Source organism: Nocardiopsis rhodophaea (assembly GCF_039530945.1).
Taxonomy (GTDB): domain Bacteria; phylum Actinomycetota; class Actinomycetes; order Streptosporangiales; family Streptosporangiaceae; genus Nocardiopsis_C; species Nocardiopsis_C rhodophaea.
Genome location: NZ_BAAAPC010000004.1, coordinates 1 through 18481, shown reverse-complemented (window position 1 = coordinate 18481; position 18481 = coordinate 1). Strand labels below are relative to the sequence as shown.

At 66.8% G+C, this 18481-nt stretch carries 12 protein-coding genes and 2 rRNA genes; 5 read left to right on the top strand and 9 right to left on the bottom strand.

Going from position 1 to position 18481, the window contains the following annotated elements:
* Positions 1–35 precede the first annotated feature (35 nt).
* Positions 36–1073, top strand: coding sequence for an HAD-IIA family hydrolase (locus ABD259_RS05355; protein ID WP_344160568.1), 1038 nt, complete (start codon positions 36–38; stop codon positions 1071–1073).
* A 50-nt stretch (positions 1074–1123) separates the two neighbouring features.
* Here the strand turns inward: ABD259_RS05355 and ABD259_RS05350 are convergent, their stop codons facing one another.
* The gene (locus ABD259_RS05350) at positions 1124–1786 is read right to left on the bottom strand and encodes a single-stranded DNA-binding protein (protein ID WP_344099727.1); all 663 of its coding nucleotides are present in this window, start codon (positions 1784–1786) and stop codon (positions 1124–1126) included.
* Positions 1787–1994: 208 nt separating this feature from the next.
* On the opposite strand from ABD259_RS05350, the gene ABD259_RS05345 reads away from it, so the two are divergent.
* Together ABD259_RS05345 and ABD259_RS05340 are read left to right on the top strand one after the other, a co-directional pair.
* The gene (locus ABD259_RS05345) at positions 1995–3002 is read left to right on the top strand and encodes an MBL fold metallo-hydrolase (RefSeq protein WP_412759335.1); all 1008 of its coding nucleotides are present in this window, start codon (positions 1995–1997) and stop codon (positions 3000–3002) included.
* 119 nt (positions 3003–3121) lie between these two features.
* Positions 3122–4030: a GNAT family N-acetyltransferase gene (locus tag ABD259_RS05340; protein WP_344160565.1), complete on the top strand. Its 909-nt coding sequence runs from the start codon at positions 3122–3124 to the stop codon at positions 4028–4030.
* A 141-nt stretch (positions 4031–4171) separates the two neighbouring features.
* Here the strand turns inward: ABD259_RS05340 and ABD259_RS05335 are convergent, their stop codons facing one another.
* Complete coding sequence (locus ABD259_RS05335; RefSeq protein ID WP_344099722.1) at positions 4172–4612, bottom strand: NUDIX domain-containing protein; 441 nt, start codon at positions 4610–4612, stop codon at positions 4172–4174.
* 293 nt (positions 4613–4905) lie between these two features.
* On the opposite strand from ABD259_RS05335, the gene nhaA reads away from it, so the two are divergent.
* Positions 4906–6153 carry a Na+/H+ antiporter NhaA gene (gene nhaA / locus ABD259_RS05330; protein ID WP_344160562.1) on the top strand — a complete coding sequence of 416 codons (1248 nt, stop codon included), beginning with the start codon at positions 4906–4908 and terminating at the stop codon, positions 6151–6153.
* Between the two features lie 296 nt (positions 6154–6449).
* Here nhaA and ABD259_RS05325 read toward each other — a convergent pair whose 3' ends face one another.
* The 3 genes from ABD259_RS05325 to ABD259_RS05315 form a co-directional block, all read right to left on the bottom strand.
* Positions 6450–7982, bottom strand: a complete 1533-nt coding sequence (locus tag ABD259_RS05325; protein ID WP_344160559.1) for a hypothetical protein — start codon at positions 7980–7982, stop codon at positions 6450–6452.
* Between the two features lie 1002 nt (positions 7983–8984).
* A complete protein-coding gene (locus ABD259_RS05320; RefSeq protein ID WP_344160556.1) occupies positions 8985–12344 on the bottom strand; it encodes an ATP-binding protein in 3360 nt (1119 codons plus the stop codon).
* Between the two features lie 154 nt (positions 12345–12498).
* Positions 12499–13245, bottom strand: a complete 747-nt coding sequence (locus ABD259_RS05315; RefSeq protein ID WP_344160553.1) for a dienelactone hydrolase family protein — start codon at positions 13243–13245, stop codon at positions 12499–12501.
* Positions 13246–13641: 396 nt separating this feature from the next.
* On the opposite strand from ABD259_RS05315, the gene ABD259_RS05310 reads away from it, so the two are divergent.
* Positions 13642–14526 carry an NAD(P)-dependent oxidoreductase gene (locus ABD259_RS05310; protein ID WP_344160550.1) on the top strand — a complete coding sequence of 295 codons (885 nt, stop codon included), beginning with the start codon at positions 13642–13644 and terminating at the stop codon, positions 14524–14526.
* A gap of 148 nt (positions 14527–14674) precedes the next feature.
* Here the strand turns inward: ABD259_RS05310 and ABD259_RS05305 are convergent, their stop codons facing one another.
* The 4 genes from ABD259_RS05305 to ABD259_RS05290 all read right to left on the bottom strand — a co-directional run.
* Positions 14675–16105, bottom strand: a complete 1431-nt coding sequence (locus ABD259_RS05305) for an HNH endonuclease signature motif containing protein (protein ID WP_344160548.1) — start codon at positions 16103–16105, stop codon at positions 14675–14677.
* A 352-nt stretch (positions 16106–16457) separates the two neighbouring features.
* Positions 16458–17792 carry a threonine--tRNA ligase gene (thrS, locus tag ABD259_RS05300; RefSeq protein ID WP_344160545.1) on the bottom strand — a complete coding sequence of 445 codons (1335 nt, stop codon included), beginning with the start codon at positions 17790–17792 and terminating at the stop codon, positions 16458–16460.
* A 153-nt stretch (positions 17793–17945) separates the two neighbouring features.
* A 5S ribosomal RNA gene (gene rrf / locus ABD259_RS05295) occupies positions 17946–18063 on the bottom strand.
* A 168-nt stretch (positions 18064–18231) separates the two neighbouring features.
* Positions 18232–18481: ribosomal RNA gene (locus ABD259_RS05290) — 23S ribosomal RNA — on the bottom strand; the annotation flags it as partial.

The following is an 18481-nucleotide window of genomic DNA, read 5'->3' as shown; positions in this document are numbered from 1 at the left end:
ACCACACTCGACGGACACGACGAACTGGTTGACTCATGACCCTGCTCGGCTCTGCCCAGCCCCTGAACACTGTCTATGACGCCGCACTGGTTGACCTCGACGGCGTCGTCTACATTGGTCCGCGGGCCGTCCCAGCCGCTCCCGAGGCCATCGACAAGGCCCGGGCCGCCGGGATGCGGGTGGCGTTCGTCACCAACAACGCCTCGCGTACCCCCGCCGCGATCGCCGAACGGCTCACCGCGATGGACATCCACGCAGCACCGGGCGACGTGGTGACCTCGGCCGAGGCCGCCGCCCGAATGGTGGCCCAGCGTTTTCCCGCGGGGTCGCCGGTGCTCGTCGTGGGCGACACGGGCCTCCGTGTGGCGGTGCGCCGACAGGGCATGCGGCCGGTCTCGGTGGCCGCCGAACGTCCGGTGGCAGTTATCCAGGGGTACTCGCCGCGAATCGGCTACGACCTCATCTGCGAGGGCACGCTCGCCGTCGCCCAAGGGGCACTGTTCATCACGAGCAACTCCGACGCCACGGCCCCGATGGAACGCGGCATGCTCCCAGCCAACGGCTCATTCTCCCGTGTGATCGCCAGTGCCACCGGACAGGAACCCCTCGTCGCGGGCAAGCCGATGCAGCCACTGCACGAGGAGGGCGTGATCCGCACCGGCGCCGCCCACCCGCTCGTCGTCGGCGACAGGCTCGACACCGACATAGAAGGCGCGTGCGCGCGTGGGGCGGCGAGCATGCTAGTGCTCTCGGGGGTCACGGCACCCGCCGACCTGATCACCGCCCCAGCCCACTGCCGCCCCTCCTATCTCGCCTGGGACCTGTCCGGGATGAATCTCGCCCACCCCGAAATCCACATGGACGCCGCCGGCGTGCACTGCGGGGGCTGGACCGCCGCGGTGCACGGGGGACGACTCCAATTGACCGGCGGCGGCGACCGGCTCGACGCCCTGCGGGCGCTGTGTGCCGCGGCATGGAACGCCCCTGCCGCACCGGTGGCTGGAGGAGCGGCGGACGCGGCGCGGGCCGAGACGGCCTCCTTCGGGTCGGCGTTGGCTCAGCTCGGCTGGTGATGCGGCTTCCGCGTAGCCGCCGCCCTCCCCACTCACTCGTGGTGCTGTTGCTACTCGTTTTGATCGTTGGTCGCTGACCCGCGCGCTCCCGGCCCTCCGCGCTCCTCGGATTCGTCACGCGCGGCGACGGTCGACGGCCCCGTCCCGCCGCTGGTTCCTTGACCGCTGTTGCTGGTGTTGGGGCCGCTGTTGTCGACGGAGGCGCCTTCCAACAGGACGACCGCGGCGGCCTCGACCTCGATCACGCTGGTCGACCCCTTCGACGAGCGCCAGAACCGCCGCCGCAGCGAGCCGCTGACCTGTACCACGTCGCCGATCCTCCAGCCGCGTGTTGCCTCCTCGATGTCCGGGCGGAAACTGACGCACGTGATCGGATCGGCGGGCTGGCTCGGACGCCGGTCCGCCGGAGGCCGGGTGATGGAGATACGCCACGTGATGAGGTGGTCGCCGCTGGGCAGCTCGCGGACGTAGGGTTCGGCCGTAACGCGTCCGGCCACTACGACCTCGTTGCGGTGCCCGCAGCGGTCGCGCGCACGGCCGTCGCGCGGGACCGGGACAGTGCCCGTCGCGGGTGCCACCTTGGGTGCCGAGCACAGCGAGTGGCCGGAGGCGGGCCGACCAGGGGTGGCCCGCGCGGTGGCGGTCCGCCCGGTGGCGGTGCAGCGGGCGGTGGAACGGCTGGTGGCGGCGTGGGGTGGGTGCTTCTCCTGCATGCTGCTCCTCCCGATCGGGATATCCGGTGCCCCGGCCGACAGCGCGCTTCGACCGGATGGTCCGTCGTGCGATTCCAGCGTCAAGCCCCGCGCCCCTCCCCCGAAAGTCAAATCTGCGGCCTGTGGACAACCCGGAGGCGGCTCCCATCCGGTGGTGAACTAGATTCTTAAACCCGGCGGCGCGGGTCGATCAGAAGGAGGCGAGGCAGTGCACGAGCACGCGGGCACGACCGGATTCCCCAGCGGCATCACCCCGCTGGGCGACGAGGTCTACGCCATCGACACCTGGATGGCCGGGTACCCGGGGATCACCTCGAGTTATCTGATTCGAACCGAACGGCCCTGCGTCGTCGAGGTCGGCACCGCCGGATCGGCTGCGGTCCTGCGTGACGCGCTGGCCGCGCTCGGTGTGGAGGCGCATGACCTCGCCACCATCGTGGTCACCCACATCCATCTCGACCACGCGGGGGGCACGGGCGACGTCGCGGCCATGTTCCCCAACGCCGAGATCGTCGTGCACGAGCGCGGTGCCCGTCATCTCGCCGACCCCGCCCGGCTGATGAACAGCGCCAAGATGGTGTGGGGCGACAAGCTCGACGTGCTGTTCGGCGAGATGCACCCGACGGAGGCGGCGCGTATCCGCTCGGTCGCCGAGACCGGGACGGTCGAACTCGGCGAGGGGCGGCGCCTGGTCGCCCACTACACGCCCGGGCACGCCAAGCACCACATGGGCCTGGTGGATTCCCTGACCGGTGACCTGTATGTCGGCGACGCGCTCGGTGTGTACAACCCGCACACCCGCGACGTCCGCCCGGCCACTCCCCCGCCGGATTTCGACATGGAGGCGGCCTTGGCCTCGTTGCGTTTGTTGGGGGACGTACGTGCGCGGCGTCTGATGTTTTCGCACTTCGGGGCGGTGGACACGGTCGAGGAGACGCTGGAGCGGGCTCGCGAGGAGCTACACGCGTGGGTCGAGGCGGTCCGCGACGCGCGCCACTCCGGTAGCGGGGACCTCGACCACGCGGTTGCGATGGTCCGCGAGCGTGTGCAGGCTCGTTACCGGCCGCTGCCTGAGGAGGCGTCCCGCGAGTCGGCGGAGGTTATGGAGCTGCTCAGCGGGGTCGATAGCAACGTCGCGGGCATCGCGCACTGGCTCGACCGTGTCGCCGCCGACCAGCGGGAGACCAAGGCAGAGAAGCCGCGGAAGGCGGAGTAGGGGATTACGGGAGAGTGAAGCGGCCGATGCTTGGTCACCTCGGCTAACGTCGTCCGCCACGCGCCCGCGCCGGAAAAATCCGGCGACTTCTCACGGACCAATGGTCTAGCGTCCGCGCCATGAGCCTTGGCATCCGCCCGTCCCGACCGGACGACCTCCCCATTGCGGTCAGCATCCGCAGCCGCGTGTTCCCCTATGAGATCTCAGTACGCGAAGCCTTTAGCTGGCGCGCGGAAAGGACCCCTGAGCAGGCACGGTTCAGGATGTTCGTCGCCGAGCTCGGCGGGAGGGTCGTCGGCTACTCAACCGCGATGCTCACTTGGGACAGCACCCGACGCGACCAAGGGCAGATCGTGGTGATGGTCGATCCGGACCACCGGCGGGCAGGGGTGGGCGGTGCGTTGGCTGACGCCGCGGAGGACCACCTGCGCACCGCTGGGGCGACTGTCCTCCAGGGCGGCGGGCCAATCTCCGAGGCTGATGGGTTCGCCCGCCGTCGCGGCTACGAACGAGCTTCCACCTCCCGCCACCAGGAACTGGACCTGACCGGGCTGCCGACGCTTCCACCGGTCCCTGCGGGCGTGGAGCTGCGCCCCATGGCCGACTACGCGGATGACCCCCGGATCCCGCACACGCTGGACGAGGCCGTGAGCGCTGACGAACCGAGCGATATCCCGATCGACGCGATGCCCTATGACACATGGCTCGACCTCTGCTGGCACGAGCCTCGGTTGGATCACGATCTGAGCGTCGTGTTCTTGGTGGATGGACGCCCCGCGGGAATCGTCGCCCTTCAGTCCGACCGCCGGACACGACTGGTGTCCGCTATGACCGGGACCCTCCGCGAGTACCGGGGGCGCGGGTTCGCAAAGTACGCCAAGGCCGTCGCGCTGCACCGCGCCCGCGAGCGCGGGTTTCGGCTGGCCTACACCGCCAATGACGAGACCAACGCGCCCATGCTCGCCATCAACACATGGCTCGGGTATAGACACCACACCACCGAGGCGCACTATGCCCTGGTTCTGTGAACGGAGTCGTGAGAGGTGCTGGCGCGGCTGCTCGCGGAGGTGGACCTGAGGGCGGCGCCGCGGGAGGAGCGCGGAGCCGTCGCATCTTGCCGGTCCGCAAACGTCCGAGTGGCCGCCGGGCGGTGAGGATGATCGGCGCGATCACTCGGCCCCGGGCGCACCCGGCAGGCCGAGCATCCGCAGCAGGTAGGCGTAGAGCCCGTCGTCCCACGAGAGGTCGCTGGGCAGGGCATCGAACTCACGGGCTTCAACGGTCTCGAACTCCCCAGTGAGCGAACTCCACTCCGCCACCTGGGCATGTGTCACAACCGTGGTGTGGCCGCTGGCCAGCACGTAGTAGCCGTCGACGACCACGTCCGACAGCTCGGCCCCGGCTTCCTCGCGCGCCTCGCGACGGGCGGTGGCTTCGACATCCTCCCCTGCCTCGGCGTGCCCGCCGGGGAACTCCCACGCGCGGTTCCGGTTGCGCACGAGCACCGGACGGTCCCCTGAGAAGAGGAGGCAGACCACCGAGTCGTAGCGCTCGGGCAGACGGCCACCGAGCCGCACTTTCGCCCCTTTGAGTGGGTGAAGTCGGCTCATCCGCGCAGGCCTCCCGGTTTGACAAGCTTAGGCGCGGTTATCCTACAGGGCGTGTCGGTCTCAGATTTCAGACTCTCCCCCCTGTGACACTGCTCTCGCGAGCAACGGGAACTCCCACGCCACGTTAGGAATCCGCAAACGGTGAAGTAGCGAACTGCGTGGGAGGATTTGGACACCACCCCGCGCATAGGGCAAGGTAGTGGTTCGCGTCGTCATCGTGGCGCACTGGTGTGCCGGGAAGTCTGGTCGGCTGGAAAGACGCAATCCTCCAAGGACGACTCGGGAGCTTGGGCATGGCGAAGAAGTCAGGAATGCATGCGATCGCTGACGCGCTGCGACGAGACGCGGTCGGAGGCTTCCTGCTCATCACCGCCGCCGCCATCGCCCTCATCTGGGCGAACTCCCCCGCGGCCGGGCTGTACGAGAGCATCCGCGGCTTCGAAGTCGGCCCTGGGGCACTCCACCTCAACCTGAGCATCGGCACATGGGCGGCCGACGGCCTGCTGGCCATCTTCTTCTTCATCGTCGGCGCCGAGCTTAAGCAGGAGTTCGTCCACGGAGAGTTGCGCAATCCGCGCCGCGCGATGCTGCCTATCATCGCCGCTATCGGCGGCATGATCGTACCCGCGCTGATCTACGTCGCCTTCAACGCCACCCGCCCCGAGACGCTGGGCGGCTGGGGCATCCCCATGGCCACCGACATCGCGTTCGCGCTGGCCATCCTCGCCGTTGTCGGCCGACACCTGCCAACTGCGCTGCGCACCTTCCTGCTGACCTTGGCCATCGTCGACGACCTCGGCGCGATCATGGTCATCGCGATTTTCTACACCGACAAGCTCAACTTTTTCGCCTTGCTCGGTGCCCTTCTCCTCCTCGGTCTCTTCGCCTACCTGCAGCAGGGTCGTGGGATCGCCGCCGCACTGGACCGTTCTTCGTTCCCGATGCTGATCATCTACGTCCCCCTGGCCTTCGCCATCTGGACGTTCATGCACGAGAGCGGCGTGCACGCGACCATCGCGGGCGTGGCCATGGGTCTCCTCATGCGCACCAGCGTCCATAAGGGAGAGAGCGACTCCCCCCTGCACCGCGTGGAGCACGCGCTTCGCCCCTGGTCCTCGGCGCTCGCGCTGCCGATCTTCGCGCTGATGTCCGCTGGTGTCGTGTTCTCGGGCATGGGAAGCATGATCACCAACACCGTCGCTCTCGGCATCATCTTCGGTCTCGTCGGTGGAAAGCTACTTGGGATCTTCGGCGGAGCCTGGCTCACGACCAAGCTGACCAGGGCCGAGCTCAACCCGACCCTGAAGTGGATCGACATCTGCGGGATGTCCATCCTCGGTGGCATCGGCTTCACGGTGTCGCTTCTCATCAGCGAGCTCGCGTTTCCCGCCGGAACGGTCCTGGATCACGCCAAGGGCGGCGTGCTGATCGCGTCCCTCCTCGCCACACTGATTTCGGCGGGAATCCTGATGCGGCGCAGTGCGCACTACCGCCGCCATGGCGTCCCGGACATCGCGGGGGAGCCGGTCAGCAAGGGCTGACGCGGGCGGAAGCCGATCGGCTGGGGTGACACCCCCTGCCCCAATCGCAGCCGCACCTCCCTGGCTTGCCAGCGGGGCGGCACACAGGAAGCAGGACACCAGGGGCGTGGCCGTGAGAAGCCGGGGCAAGCCAGCCCTACACCGCCCGTCACACCCCGGAGCAGCACGGCCCGGGGGGCGAGTAGCGGGACGCGCGTACACAGGACGCGACCGGGCACCCCCATCGGCCGACAAACGACAGGGCGCCTGTCCCCGGTGCGGGGGACAGGCGCCCTGTCGCTGCAGCGCTGCCCGACTCAGTTAGGAGAGCTTGAGGAAGGGTCCTGCGTAGGCCCCCCATCGGACTCCTGCGCGGGCTGCGACGGCTGTCCGCTGTCGCCCTCGGCCTCGTTTTCGCGTCCGCGGTCGGCTTCCGGAGCGGTCTCAGACTCAGCCTGGGCCTCCTCCTCGGACCGATCGCGAGATCCGGCGCCGACGGCGGCGGGATCAGCCGTCGCCTCAGCGTCGGAGTCCAGGGCAGAGTCAGCGTCGACCTCTGCCACGAGGTCCTCCTCCGCCGCAGGATCCTCAGCGTCGGTCCAGACGACGCCATCGTCGATGTCGACGATCTCAACGCCCTCCAGCGCCGCAAGGCGCTCGTCGGCGTCGGTTACCCCTTCTTGGTCGACGGCCGATGCTCGCGCGAAGTACTCCCGAGCCTCGGCATCACGGCCGAGTTCCTGCAGAACATCGGCGTAGGCGTAGAACAGCCGCGCGATGTACGGGCGAGCGCGGCGCTCCTTGAGTTCCGGAATCTGCAGCTCAACGAGGGCCGCCTCCATCTCACCAAGGTCGCGTCGAGCTCCCGCGGCCACGATCCGCAGCTCGACACGCTCCGCGTCTTCCAGGTGCTCGGCCTCGGGAGACCGAGAGATCTCCAGCGCGCGCTCGGGGCGGCCCAGGCCACGCTCGCAATCGGCCATGACGGCCAAGAAGCTATTGCTACCAGTCATTCGGCGGGCCGCACGCAGGTCCGAAAGGGCTTCTTGCCAGTTGCCGACGCTGTAGGCGGCGACGCCGGCGGCCTCACGCACGACACCCAGACGCGACGCCTTGCGGCGCGCGTAGACGGCATGCTGATAGGCCAGTTCGGGGTCCTCGTCCAGCAGCCGCCCGGCCATCACCAGGTGGCGGCCGACGACCTCGGCAAGCGTGCGCGGCAGTGAGCCGAGCTCTCTGCGGGCCTCGGAGTCGAGCTGAGCGATAGTTACGTCCTCCGGGATCGAGGGAGCGATGTCCCGAGGATCGCGCTCCTCGTTCCGGCGGTCGCGGCGGTCCCGTTCGTCACGGTGGGGACGGTTAGGCCGGTTCGGACGACGGTCGCGGTCGAAGCGCCCACCCGAGCGGCGATCGTCAGAGCGGAACGAACGCTCACCGCGCCCCTGCCCCTGGGTGTCGCGCCGCCCACCGCGCTCATCGCCACCGGAGGACCCGCCTCGCCTGCGCTCACCGCCGCGGTAACCGGAACGGTCGTCTCGACGACCCTCGCCACCGCGGGACTCTGAACGGTCGTCACGCCGACCTTCACCGCTCCGGTATCCGGAACGATCATCACGGCGGCCTTCACCGCCCCGGTACCCCGAGCGGTCACCGTCGCGGAAACGTCCTCCTCTACCGCCGGTTCCGCCGCGGTTTCCTCCGCGCTCGCCGCCCCCTCGGCCGTAGTCCGACCGGGAACGGTCGCTACTGCCGCCGCCGTTCCTGCGACCACCGGAACCCCCAGGGCGGTGCCCCCTGTTGTTGCGAGCTCCGGAGCCGTCGCGGCCCCCCGATCGGCTGTCGTCAGTCATTACCCGTCCGTAAGCAGTCAAAAGCGCTGCCACCTACTCGTAGCAGCGCATTGTGATTCCCGGTCATCCCACTTTACGCCATCGCGCCCCTGGCACAGCCCATCCAACAGCCCCCACGGAGTAAGGGGAAGCGGCAACGACTCACACCATGCGACGACGTCGTGCCGTCGCGTGCCGCCCTTCTCGCCGTCTTCCGGACTACTCGGTACGGCACCGCGGTTGGGTGACAACCCATCAAGTTCTCATCCCGCGCATAGCCGTGGTGACATGTTCTGCAACCGGCCAGCCCCCGGGCTCTGGGGGCCAGGAGGATCGGAAGAGCAAAGGTGGGCAGACGCGTCCTCGCAGCGCTCCCGAGAGATGCGCGGTGGGCACACCTCAGGTTAGGCGTCACACGCCCCTTCCCATCCGGAGAGCTGATCGCTCGGTAGGACGACCGTGGCGAAACCGTGCACGCTCACCAAGGGCACGGTCAGGGTAACCACTTCCGTCCCGACGGGACAGCGCCGCCGATCGCGCTGCACCGTCCGGGGAGTTACTCGACGAACTGTCGGCACCGTCCTGACTCCTCCACACAGCGACCGAGGCTGCGTACGGCCAACTCTCCCCCACCCACCTTTTGATCGGCGCCCCGGTTAAGAGCATGGAACGGAAACACTCCTCGCGGAAGCACGCCGTGCTACGGCAGCACGAAAGCGAATCCCTGCCCTTCGGACGGAAGTAGCGGCCCTCCCTGCCGGACAGGGGCTGGCGATCACCCTGGTCCGGTTCGCCGCGTCCATCGGGCCGGTAAAGCGACGCCAACGCTAACGCCTCGATGGAGTCGGCGGTCGTGTTGCACAAGACCGAGCTGGTCAAGCCCCACCGCCGGGAAAATCCCCTTGGCTAGGTCGCGCTGGCTAGGCCGAGTGGGTGGACCGGCACCATCCTGCCCGCCGAGCCCAGGCCAGCCATGAACGGATTTACAGGAGATTCAACGCCCGTGCCCGCCCTGTCGCTGGACTATGGCCCTGCCCACAAGTGATCCGCGTTCGCCAGAGCGGATACGCACTCCTCGTAGCTCAGCCTGGCGGCGCGTCCTAGCGCGGCTTCAAAATCCTCCTCGCCCAGCGCCCGTTGGACCGCCGCCGAGATGCGGTCGACATCACTGCGTTCGGCGGATGGAAGCGGCGCTCCGACCGCGTCTCGGGATGCGGCAGCGCATCCCAACAGCTCGGCCGCATGCAGGAGGTGACCCGTGAGCGCCTGTGCCCCGGCCAACCCCTCCAGGGCGAGCGCGATGGCTCGCGGGTCACCCGTACTCCTCGCCGCCTCGTATCCCTCCAGGTGTAAGGCGAGGGCGTGTGCGGCGTCTCCGCGCTGCTCAGCCACGAACCCGAGCTGCGCCAAGGTCAGCGCCAGTCCCGGCTGCCCGTTTACTTGGCGGCACCAGTCGACCCAGGTGCGCAGATAGTTCTCTGCAACATCGAGTCGACCCTCGCGTCGGGCGACGAGCGCAAGCCCCAGCTCCGCATACTCGCGTCTACGCACGTCAGACTGTTCGATAGCCAATCGCCGACCCTGCTCGTGGAGCTCCTCGGCCTGCCGGTATTCGCCGCTCAGTAGCGCCATCCGGCCGAGCTGGGACAACTTCACGGAGAGTTCGCCCCAGAGCCCGAGGTCCTCGGCGATACACGCCCCTTCCTGATGCAACCGGCGGGCGCGTTCGTGGTCACCGGCGGCTTCAGCGACCGTGCCGATGGCGTCCATCGCCTGCAGCAGTCCCCAGCGATCACCGAGTTCCCGGAATAGCTGTGCACTGTGCTCACCGTCGCACAGCGCGGCATCCAGATCACCATGTAACAGCAGGGACTGCGTGGCTCGGGTGCTGAGTGCCGCAGCCTCACCCCATCGGTCACCGACAGCGCGAAAGTCCGCGAGCGCCTGCCTGACATTGTCGACGCTTGTAGCAAGGTCACCAGTGCCCCACCCCGCGTAGGCCACGAACCACTGGGCGCCAGCGCGCTGGGCAGCGTCGTCGATGTGCTGGTAGGGCGGCAGCGCCGATTCAGCCTGCTCCGCCCTCAGCTCCGTCGCCTGTTCTCCGCCATGGATGACATCAGCGACCAGCAGCCGCATACCCGTTTTCCATGCGGCGGCCCGCGCTCGGGCGCCCGATGCTCCTGCTCCATTGCCGAGCGACAGGGTTGCGGTGAGAGACCGGAGAGCTTCTCCTCGCCGCCCACGTAGGAACCAGTACCAGCCCAGGGCGTTGACTAGCCTGAGGGCAAGGTCGGCATCCTCGCGGGACGTCGCGCGTTCGAGGGCCAAGCGCAGATTTGGGGCCTCGGCGTCCAGGCGTTCCAGCCACTGCCGCTGCTCGTGTCCGCAAAGGTGGTGCTCGGCATGCTCGGCCAGTCGCGCGTAGTACCGGCCGTGACGATCGGACACACGGTCGAACTCGCCGGCTTCCTGCAGACGCTCCATGCAGTAGGCAGCGACCGATTCGAGGAGCCGGTACCGAGTAGCCGTGGTATCGGCGGCCATGACGACAAGCGAGCGGTCGACAAGACGGGCGAGCAGATCGAGGACGTCCGAGGCCTGTACGCCTTCCCCCGCACACACCGTCTCGGCGGCCTCCAGCGTGCAGCCGTCGGAATAAACAGCTAGGCGGCGCAGCACGGTGCGTTCGGCGTCGGTGAGCAGTTCCCAGCTCCAGTCAATCATCGCGCGCAGTGTCCGCTGCCGGGCCGGGGCGCCGCGGTTACCTGAAGTGAGGAGGCGGAACCGGTCGTCGAGACGATCAGCCAGCTCGCGGACGTCGAGGACGCGCAGCCGGGTCGCCGCGAGCTCCAAGGCCAACGGGATTCCGTCGAGACGACGGCAGATGGTCGCGACCGCCTTCGCATTGTCGGCGTCAAGAGTGAAGGCGGGTGCGACAGCGGTCGCCCGAGCGATGAAGAGCCGGGCCGCACTGGATGCCTCCACGGCTGAACGGGACGAATCCGCTGACGGGGCGGGCGGGGAGAGCGGTGGGACGGGCCACAGCACTTCGCCCGTGAGACCGAGGGGCTCCTGACTGGTGGCGAGGATCCGGAGGTCGGGGGCGGCTTTCAGGAGCAGCTCTGCGAGTTCGGCGACCGCGTCGACGATGTGCTCGCAATTGTCCAGTATCAACAGCAGGTTCTTGGTGCGCAGGGCAGCCGCGACGCGGTCGACTAATGCGGTTGGCGTGTCCAGTACCCCGGAAGTGACTGCGCAGTCGTCCCGAATTCCAAGTACCGAGCTTACGGCCTCGCCGCATTGCGCGAGTGTGAATTTCGCTCCTTCGCGTCCATTGGGACGTCCAATAGCAGTGAGCTCGACGACCCACACGCCCTCAGGGAATGACCCCGTCAGCTGCGCTGACGTTTCGAGGGCCAGTCGGGTCTTGCCGACGCCCCCCGGACCGATGAGGGTCACCAGACGCTCGGAACGGAGGCGTGTGAGCACCTGGGCGATTGCGGTACCGCGTCCGATGAGATCGGTGAGTGGAGCTGGCAGGTTTGTGCGCGCCTGTTTCGACGGGGTAAGGGCGTCGTCAAGGTCAGCCGCAAGGCCGGGATCATGTTCGAGGATGGCCTGGTGGAGGGCGGCGAGCTCCGGGCTTGGCTGCACACCGAGTTCCTCCGCGAGATGAACGCGCAGGTCCTCGTAATCGGCGAGGGCTTCGCTCTGTCTGCCAGCGCGGTACAGGGCACGGATGTGTGTCGCGCGCAGACGCTCGCGGAGGGGGTAACGCGCTACCAGGTCGCCCAGCTCGCTGACCAGTGGCCCATGTTCTCCCAGTTTCAGGCGGGCTTCCGCTTGTTCTTCCAGCGTGAGGAGGCGTTGTTCCTCCAGGCGCGCGATCACGGGACGAGCGAACTCCGCGTCGGCGAAGTCAGCGAGTGCTGGGCCCCGCCACAATGCGAGGGCGTCAGCAAGAAGGTCGGCCCTGGTGCGAAGGTCCACCGTTGCACGCGCACGAGCCGTCAGATTTTGGAAGCGCCGGACGTCCACGGCTTCGCGGGCGACCACCAATTGGTACCCAGAGGACCGCGAGACCACCAGGTCACGGCTCCCTGGTTCGGCGTCGTCGAGTGCACGCCTCAGCTGGGACACCTTCGCTTGGAGGGCGCCAACCGGATTGGCGGGAAGGCTCACCTCCCACAGATCATCGATCAGCCGGTCGGCGGACACCGGTCGACCGTCGTGCGCCAAGAGATCGGCGAGCACGGTGCGGACCTTCAGCTCAGGAACTTTGACCGATCTCCCGTCGGTTGTCGATACCTCCAGTGGACCGAGTATCCCGAAGCGCATGGCGTCACGATAGCCCGGCAAAACAGTTGAAAAGCGGCGCATGCGGCGTGACGGTAGGAGGATGTAAGCGGCCAGTTCCGCTCCCCCACCCGCGGCCAGTTCGCAGGAAGCTAACTGGCCGCGTATGTGACTGTGGGCGACAAAAATCGGGCACTAAGCGGCTGGCGTGGGAACTAGGACTCCTAGGCCCTGAGCTTCAGCTGGTGGGCAGGGTCCGGTCGAGGAGGGCAAGTAGGCGGTCCCAGTGGCGCTGCAGTGCGGCGGGGTTGAAGGCGTCGGTGTCGGCCATGGTGAAGCCGTGGACGGTGCCGGGGTAGATCTCGGACGTGTAGCCAACACCCGCGGCATCCAGGGCCTGGTTGAGCTCGCCGAGGGCCTCGGGCGTCAGGTCGGATTCGGCGTGGCCGAGGTGGACCTGGGCGGTGAGCTTGGAGAAGAGGCGGTGCAGGCTGTCAGGCCCGTCAGCGCCCACGGGGCCGTGGAATCCGGCGACGGCGGCCACTTGCTCGGGGTGGGCCGCGGCGGTGCGCATCGCCAAAAGACCGCCTATGCAGTAGCCGGTCACCGCGACCGGTCCGGCGCTGACCCCGGGCTGGGTGCTGAGAAACCTGAGGTAGGCGTCGGCGTCGCTCAGGACACGTTCGGCGGTGTGCGCCTCGATCAAGGGCATTAATTGGGCGATGACCGCGGGCCGGACCTCTTCTCCGATGTGTTCGGGAAGTTCGATCAGCGGTGCCGGGCCGTGCCGGTAGAAAAAGTTGGGGACGAGCACATAGTAGCCGTGCTCGGCCAGTTCACGGGCCATCTCCTCTAGCACGGGCCGGATACCGAAGGCGTCCGCGTACATCAGTACCCCCGGGTGCCGCTCGCCGTAGTCGGGGAAGGCGGCGAAAGCATCGGCTTGGCCGTCTGGGGTGGGAATCTGCAGTGTCTTGGTGGTCAAGATCTTCCTTCCTTGGGCTGACGCCAGTACACAACCTCTAGCGGGGTTGAGGTCAACCAGAGATCGACCCGGCGATGACGTGCGGTCATGTTCCCGGATCACGCGGCTGACGCTCGCGGTTGACCTGGCAGTAACGCGTGCGGCTTCGAGGAGCGGGCACGTCTGCGCCTATGGCGAGGCGGAACTCCCTGGATGGAAACCACGCACGGTCACTGGGGTAACTGGCCGTACTTGGGGAATTCCTCATGGCCCCTGTCAAGAAGGACTCCGCCTGCCCGAAGCGAGCCCTGGGCGAGTCCGAAGTAGAACCGAAGTCAATCCGAAGGTCCGGTCGACACTCTGGCAGTAACGAGGTCGCACTAAGACGACCACGGAACCCTCTCAAGGAGATTCCCAATGACGGAAACCACCCTTACACCTGTGAGTGTGATCGGTCTGGGCGCGATGGGCTCCGCGCTGGCAACAGCGCTTCTCAAAGCCGGACACTCCACCACCGTCTGGAACCGCTCGGCGGAGAAAGCCGAAGCGCTCTCCGAGCAGGGTGCGAGTAGGGCAGCGACTGTTGTCGAGGCAGTGCAGGCGAGCCCTCTGGTGATCGTCTGCGTACTCGACCACACGATCATGCACGAACTCCTTGACCCGCTGGGTGAGGGCCTCGCAGGTCGAGTGTTGGTCAACCTGACCACCGGCACGCCGAAGCAGGCTCGTGAGGCGGGTGCGTGGGCCGCGACGATGAAGACCACTTATCTGGACGGCGCGATCATGGCCACACCGCCGATGATTGGACAGCCGGAAGCCTTCCTGCTCTACAGCGGCTCGGAGCAAGCCTATGAGGCCCATGAGGCGACACTCAAACGCTTCGGAGGCGCTAGCTCTTACTTCGGCACCGACCCGGGGCTTGCTTCCTTGTATGACATCGCCCTGCTCACGAGCATGTACATGTCGTTCGCCGGTTTTCTGTACGGCGCTGCATTGGTGGGCACGGCCAATGTCGATGCGACGTCCTTCGCTACCTTCGCGGAGGGCGTCATCTCTGGCATCGTGCTAGGCGACATGGACGAAACCGCCCGGCAGATCGATGACGGCCACTACCCGGACGACGCCTCCCCGCTCGCCATGCAGGCAGCCGGGATGCAGACCTTTATCAAGGCCTTCCATGACGAGGGCATTGACACCACGATCCTTGAGCACCTCAAAGGGCTCACCGACCGTACGGTGGCCGCTGGTCACGCCGAGGCAGGCCTAGCAAGTCTGATCGAGCAGATCAGGAGGCACGTGTAAGCTGCCGCACCCGCACAAAACATTGACTGGTGATCCATATCGGGTTGCCTTCCTGCGGGTCAGCCGCACCTGGCGGGTGCAGTCACGGGTGTCGTCCGCTGAGCGCATGACCTCAGCGGGGTCCACCCCCGCCACAGGGAGACCGCTATCAGGACGTCGGATCCGCCGAAGGGTCCGTTGAGGAACCTGAAGGCGGGTCGGAGGCGTCGGAATCCTCGTCCGGTAGACGCGCACCCCGCCCGGACCGCTTGCGCTGCTCGGGCACGCCCGGAGGCCGTCCCGCAGACGGCTGGGTTGGGGGCGATAGCGGCCTCTTCTTCCTGTGAGGCCTGTGCGCCCAGCCGCGCTCACGAGCGCGGCGGTGTTCTTTCTCCAGATTGTGGAACCGGCAGAGTGGCTGAGCGTTGGCCAGGTCGGACGCACCACCGTCCCACCACGCCTGCCGGTGGTCCGCCTGACACCAGGCGACCGGCCGATCACACCCACCCTCCCACGCACAAGTCCGGTACCGCGCCTTCAACGCAACGCGCACAGCCGGAGGAAACAACCGCTGCGAGCGCCCCACATCGACCGCGCGCCCGTCCAGCGGGTCGACCACCAACCGTGTCAACACACAATCACCCGCGTGCGCCCGGGCTGCCGAGGCCGGCCACAGCGTGCCGTACTCACTGACCGCCGGGCCCGCCTCCCGCTCGCCTTGGAGCAAGTCGAGGCCCACCACCACGGTGACGGGGGCCGCGCCCGCCTTGCGGCACGGCGCCTTGTCGGCCGATAGCTCCGCCACGGTGTGGCATATCTCGATGAGGGCGTCGTGGGTGCGCTGCGCGCTGGTGCGCTCGTCGCTGTCGCGCGGCGGGGTGAGAAAAGCGTCCAGCGCGTTGCGCAGTACATCCCCGCTGGCCTCGTCTCCCCAGGCCTCCAGGTGGAAGGAGTCGTCCACGCCCCGCGTCAACCGGGCGCCCCGGCCCACATACCGGTCCTGGTACTCCCTCTCGTGCCGGGCTGGGTCGCACATATAACGCACCCGGCGCCCCGCATGGTTCAACTTCCGCACTGTCGCCGACGGCTCACAGGCCAATGCCAGCAGAGTGCCCTCGGCCGCGTGCACGAATGCCTCGGCCTTCGGCCACTCTTTCCTGCACCGCACGTGCAGACCCTCACCCACCCAGTGACAGATCCGCTCGAAACGCGCCAGCGAGATCTCCCCGTCGGCGTGGGCCTGCTCAGACTCCTCCAGGTGGGCCGAACGGTGGGCTAACGAGGCCAGCTGGGAGGCTTCTGCTGGAGCCCGGTCGGCGGTGTGCTGCAGCCAGCGGGCCAACGAAGGCTGACCCGATCCCTTCAGCCCGCCGCGGGCCTGGAACACCGCCGCACCATCGGCGCACGCCAACTTTACGTCATCCAGCGCTCCCAGCACCGCGATGAGGTCCTTCCCCAGAGCGTGCGAGGCCCCAGCTGGGATGTCGGCCTGGACCACCTCCCGGAGGATCCGGGCGGCACGCTGGAGGCACGCCACCGCCTCCCCCATACCGTCCGGCGGCTGCGGGGAGGAACCGGAAAAGGATGCCTCATCGCCCATACCATCCACGCTAGAGACCCCCGTCACGGAGTGTCATAGGAGATTTTCCTGTTGTGGATAACTTTTCTTGCGTTCTTTTCACGCACCAACAGAGGAGATAACGGACGTCCAGTATCCCTGTTCATGTCATGGGCGAGCTCAATGTGCCCCAAGACGCACCCAACCCGAGCCGCAGTCGCCGACAGGGCCATCCCCCTCGGGGACCGCCACGTGGCGACGTCGCATCCCCTGTCCGGCCTGCTCTGAGGGCCCAGCACAGACAAAAAAAGGGGAGCCCAGACACAGCGCCACCCCGCTCCGATAACTGCCTCGTGAGAGAGACGACGGCTTATGCTTCTAATTTAAGAAAACCCTAAGAGGCACGAGAGGTTCGCTCCCATAGCTCAGTGCTGTGGGCATCGATAAGCGCACCAATACGCTCAAGGACGTCAACCGCAGGGAGCGAATCGATTCGTCGTCCGTCGCGCAGCCGCAGGGCCACATGACCACTGTCGACCTCCTTTGGGCCGATAACGGCCTGATAGGGAACCAGCCGCGCTTCCCGAATGCGGGCACCCAATTTTCCACGTTCCGACCCGAAAAGCTCGGCCCGAAGCCCAAGGGCGGCACATTGCTCGGCCAACGCGGAGGCACTTGCCAGCTCGGCCTCGGAGATCGGAAAAATTACTAATTGAACGGGGGCAAGCCAAGGGGGAAGAGCACCTCCATGGTGCTCGATGAGATGAGCGACGGCCCGCTCCACGCTGCCAATAATGCTCCGGTGAACCATAACTGGGCGCTGCTTCGCACCGTCCGAACCGATGTAATGCAGGTCAAACTGCTTAGGTTGATGAAAGTCAACCTGGACGGTGGACAGAGTGGACTCCCGGTCGGCGCCATCAGCCACCTGAACGTCGATCTTTGGGCCATAGAACGCGGCCTCGTCCTCTACAGCCTCGTAAACCAGGCCAGACTGTTTGAGAGCAGCGGTCAGCAATGCGGTGGACCGTTCCCACATTTCAGGGGCGTCGATGTACTTCCCGCCATGGCCGGGCAGGGAGAGCCGGTAGCGAACGGGGGTGATGCCTAGAGCTTCATAGGCGCGACGGATCATGTCCAAGGCCGCTTGCGCCTCGGCAGCGACCTGGTCAAGTGTGCAGAAAATATGTGCGTCGTTGAGGTGGATGGCCCGCACCCGACTCAGCCCGCCGAGCACGCCCGAGAGCTCAGACCGGTACATTCCACCCAACTCGGCCATGCGCAGGGGAAGATCGCGGTAGCTGTGTGAACGGGAACGGTAAATCACTGCGTGGTGAGGGCACAGACTCGGCCGTAGGACAACCTGTTCCGACCCCAGGTCCATCGGGGGAAACATGTCGTCTCTGTAGTGAGACCAGTGGCCGGAGATTTCGTACAGCTGCCGTTTCCCCAGCACTGGCGAGTGAACGTGCCGATAGCCGGCCCGCTGCTCGGCAGAACGGATGTACTGCTCGAGGGCGTGGCGCACAGCAGCTCCGTTGGGCAGCCAGTACGGCAGCCCAGAGCCGATTAGGGGGTCGGTATCGAACAGATCCAGCTCGCGGCCGATCTTGCGATGGTCATACATTACGGTCTCCTCGCTTACACAGGGCGAGTGACCGAACGCCGAAGCCCCGGGGCACTCGCCCCAGGGCTTCGGACTAAGACACAGATCAGCGCGCCGGGACACTCTCCGGCGTCGTCGTAATAGCAGCGCGCTTCATGGGGGTGACTCTAGCGGCTGAGCTGTCATGGTGTCCAATTGAAATTCATTCACTTGTTCACAAACCCAGGCAACAAAAAAGTGGGGACCGCCCCACAGGACGATCCCCACCAACAAAACGCGCGGCAGCGACCTACTCTCCCACCCCCACCATGAAGGCAGTACCATCGGCGCAGGGAGACTTAACGACCGGGTTCGGAATGAGACCGGGTGTACCCCTCCCGCCATAACCACCGCAACCCTCAACCACCACCAACAGGAACAACCCGCCAGCGTGGAAAACCACGGGCCACGACAACACGCGGCACTATAAAAATATAAAACAATCCTGATTCGTGTGCGACAACACCCGACCCTCCCGGGCCACAAAGTGTCGATAGTGTGCGCGAGCACCCAGCCATCTGCGGTGGACAAGCCCTCGGCCGATTAGTACCGGTCAGCTCCACCCCTCACAAGGCTTCCACACCCGGCCTATCAACCCAGTCATCTACTGGGAGCCTTACCCCCTCACAAGGGCAGGAGACCTCATCTCGAAGCAAGCTTCCCACTTAGATGCTTTCAGCGGTTATCTCTCCCGAACGTAGCCAACCAGCCATGCCCCTGGCGGAACAACTGGCACACCAGAGGTTCGTCCGTCCCGGTCCTCTCGTACTAGG

Coding starts and splice junctions, on each gene's coding strand:
- ABD259_RS05310 (WP_344160550.1), top strand. CDS start 13,642: ATGACGGAAACCACCCTTACACCTGTGAGTGTGATCGGTCTGGGCGCG.
- ABD259_RS05350 (WP_344099727.1), bottom strand. CDS start 1,786: ATGCAGGAGAAGCACCCACCCCACGCCGCCACCAGCCGTTCCACCGCC.
- nhaA (WP_344160562.1), top strand. CDS start 4,906: ATGGCGAAGAAGTCAGGAATGCATGCGATCGCTGACGCGCTGCGACGA.
- ABD259_RS05340 (WP_344160565.1), top strand. CDS start 3,122: ATGAGCCTTGGCATCCGCCCGTCCCGACCGGACGACCTCCCCATTGCG.
- ABD259_RS05305 (WP_344160548.1), bottom strand. CDS start 16,105: ATGGGCGATGAGGCATCCTTTTCCGGTTCCTCCCCGCAGCCGCCGGAC.
- ABD259_RS05335 (WP_344099722.1), bottom strand. CDS start 4,612: ATGAGCCGACTTCACCCACTCAAAGGGGCGAAAGTGCGGCTCGGTGGC.
- ABD259_RS05325 (WP_344160559.1), bottom strand. CDS start 7,982: ATGACTGACGACAGCCGATCGGGGGGCCGCGACGGCTCCGGAGCTCGC.
- ABD259_RS05320 (WP_344160556.1), bottom strand. CDS start 12,344: ATGCGCCGCTTTTCAACTGTTTTGCCGGGCTATCGTGACGCCATGCGC.
- ABD259_RS05355 (WP_344160568.1), top strand. CDS start 36: ATGACCCTGCTCGGCTCTGCCCAGCCCCTGAACACTGTCTATGACGCC.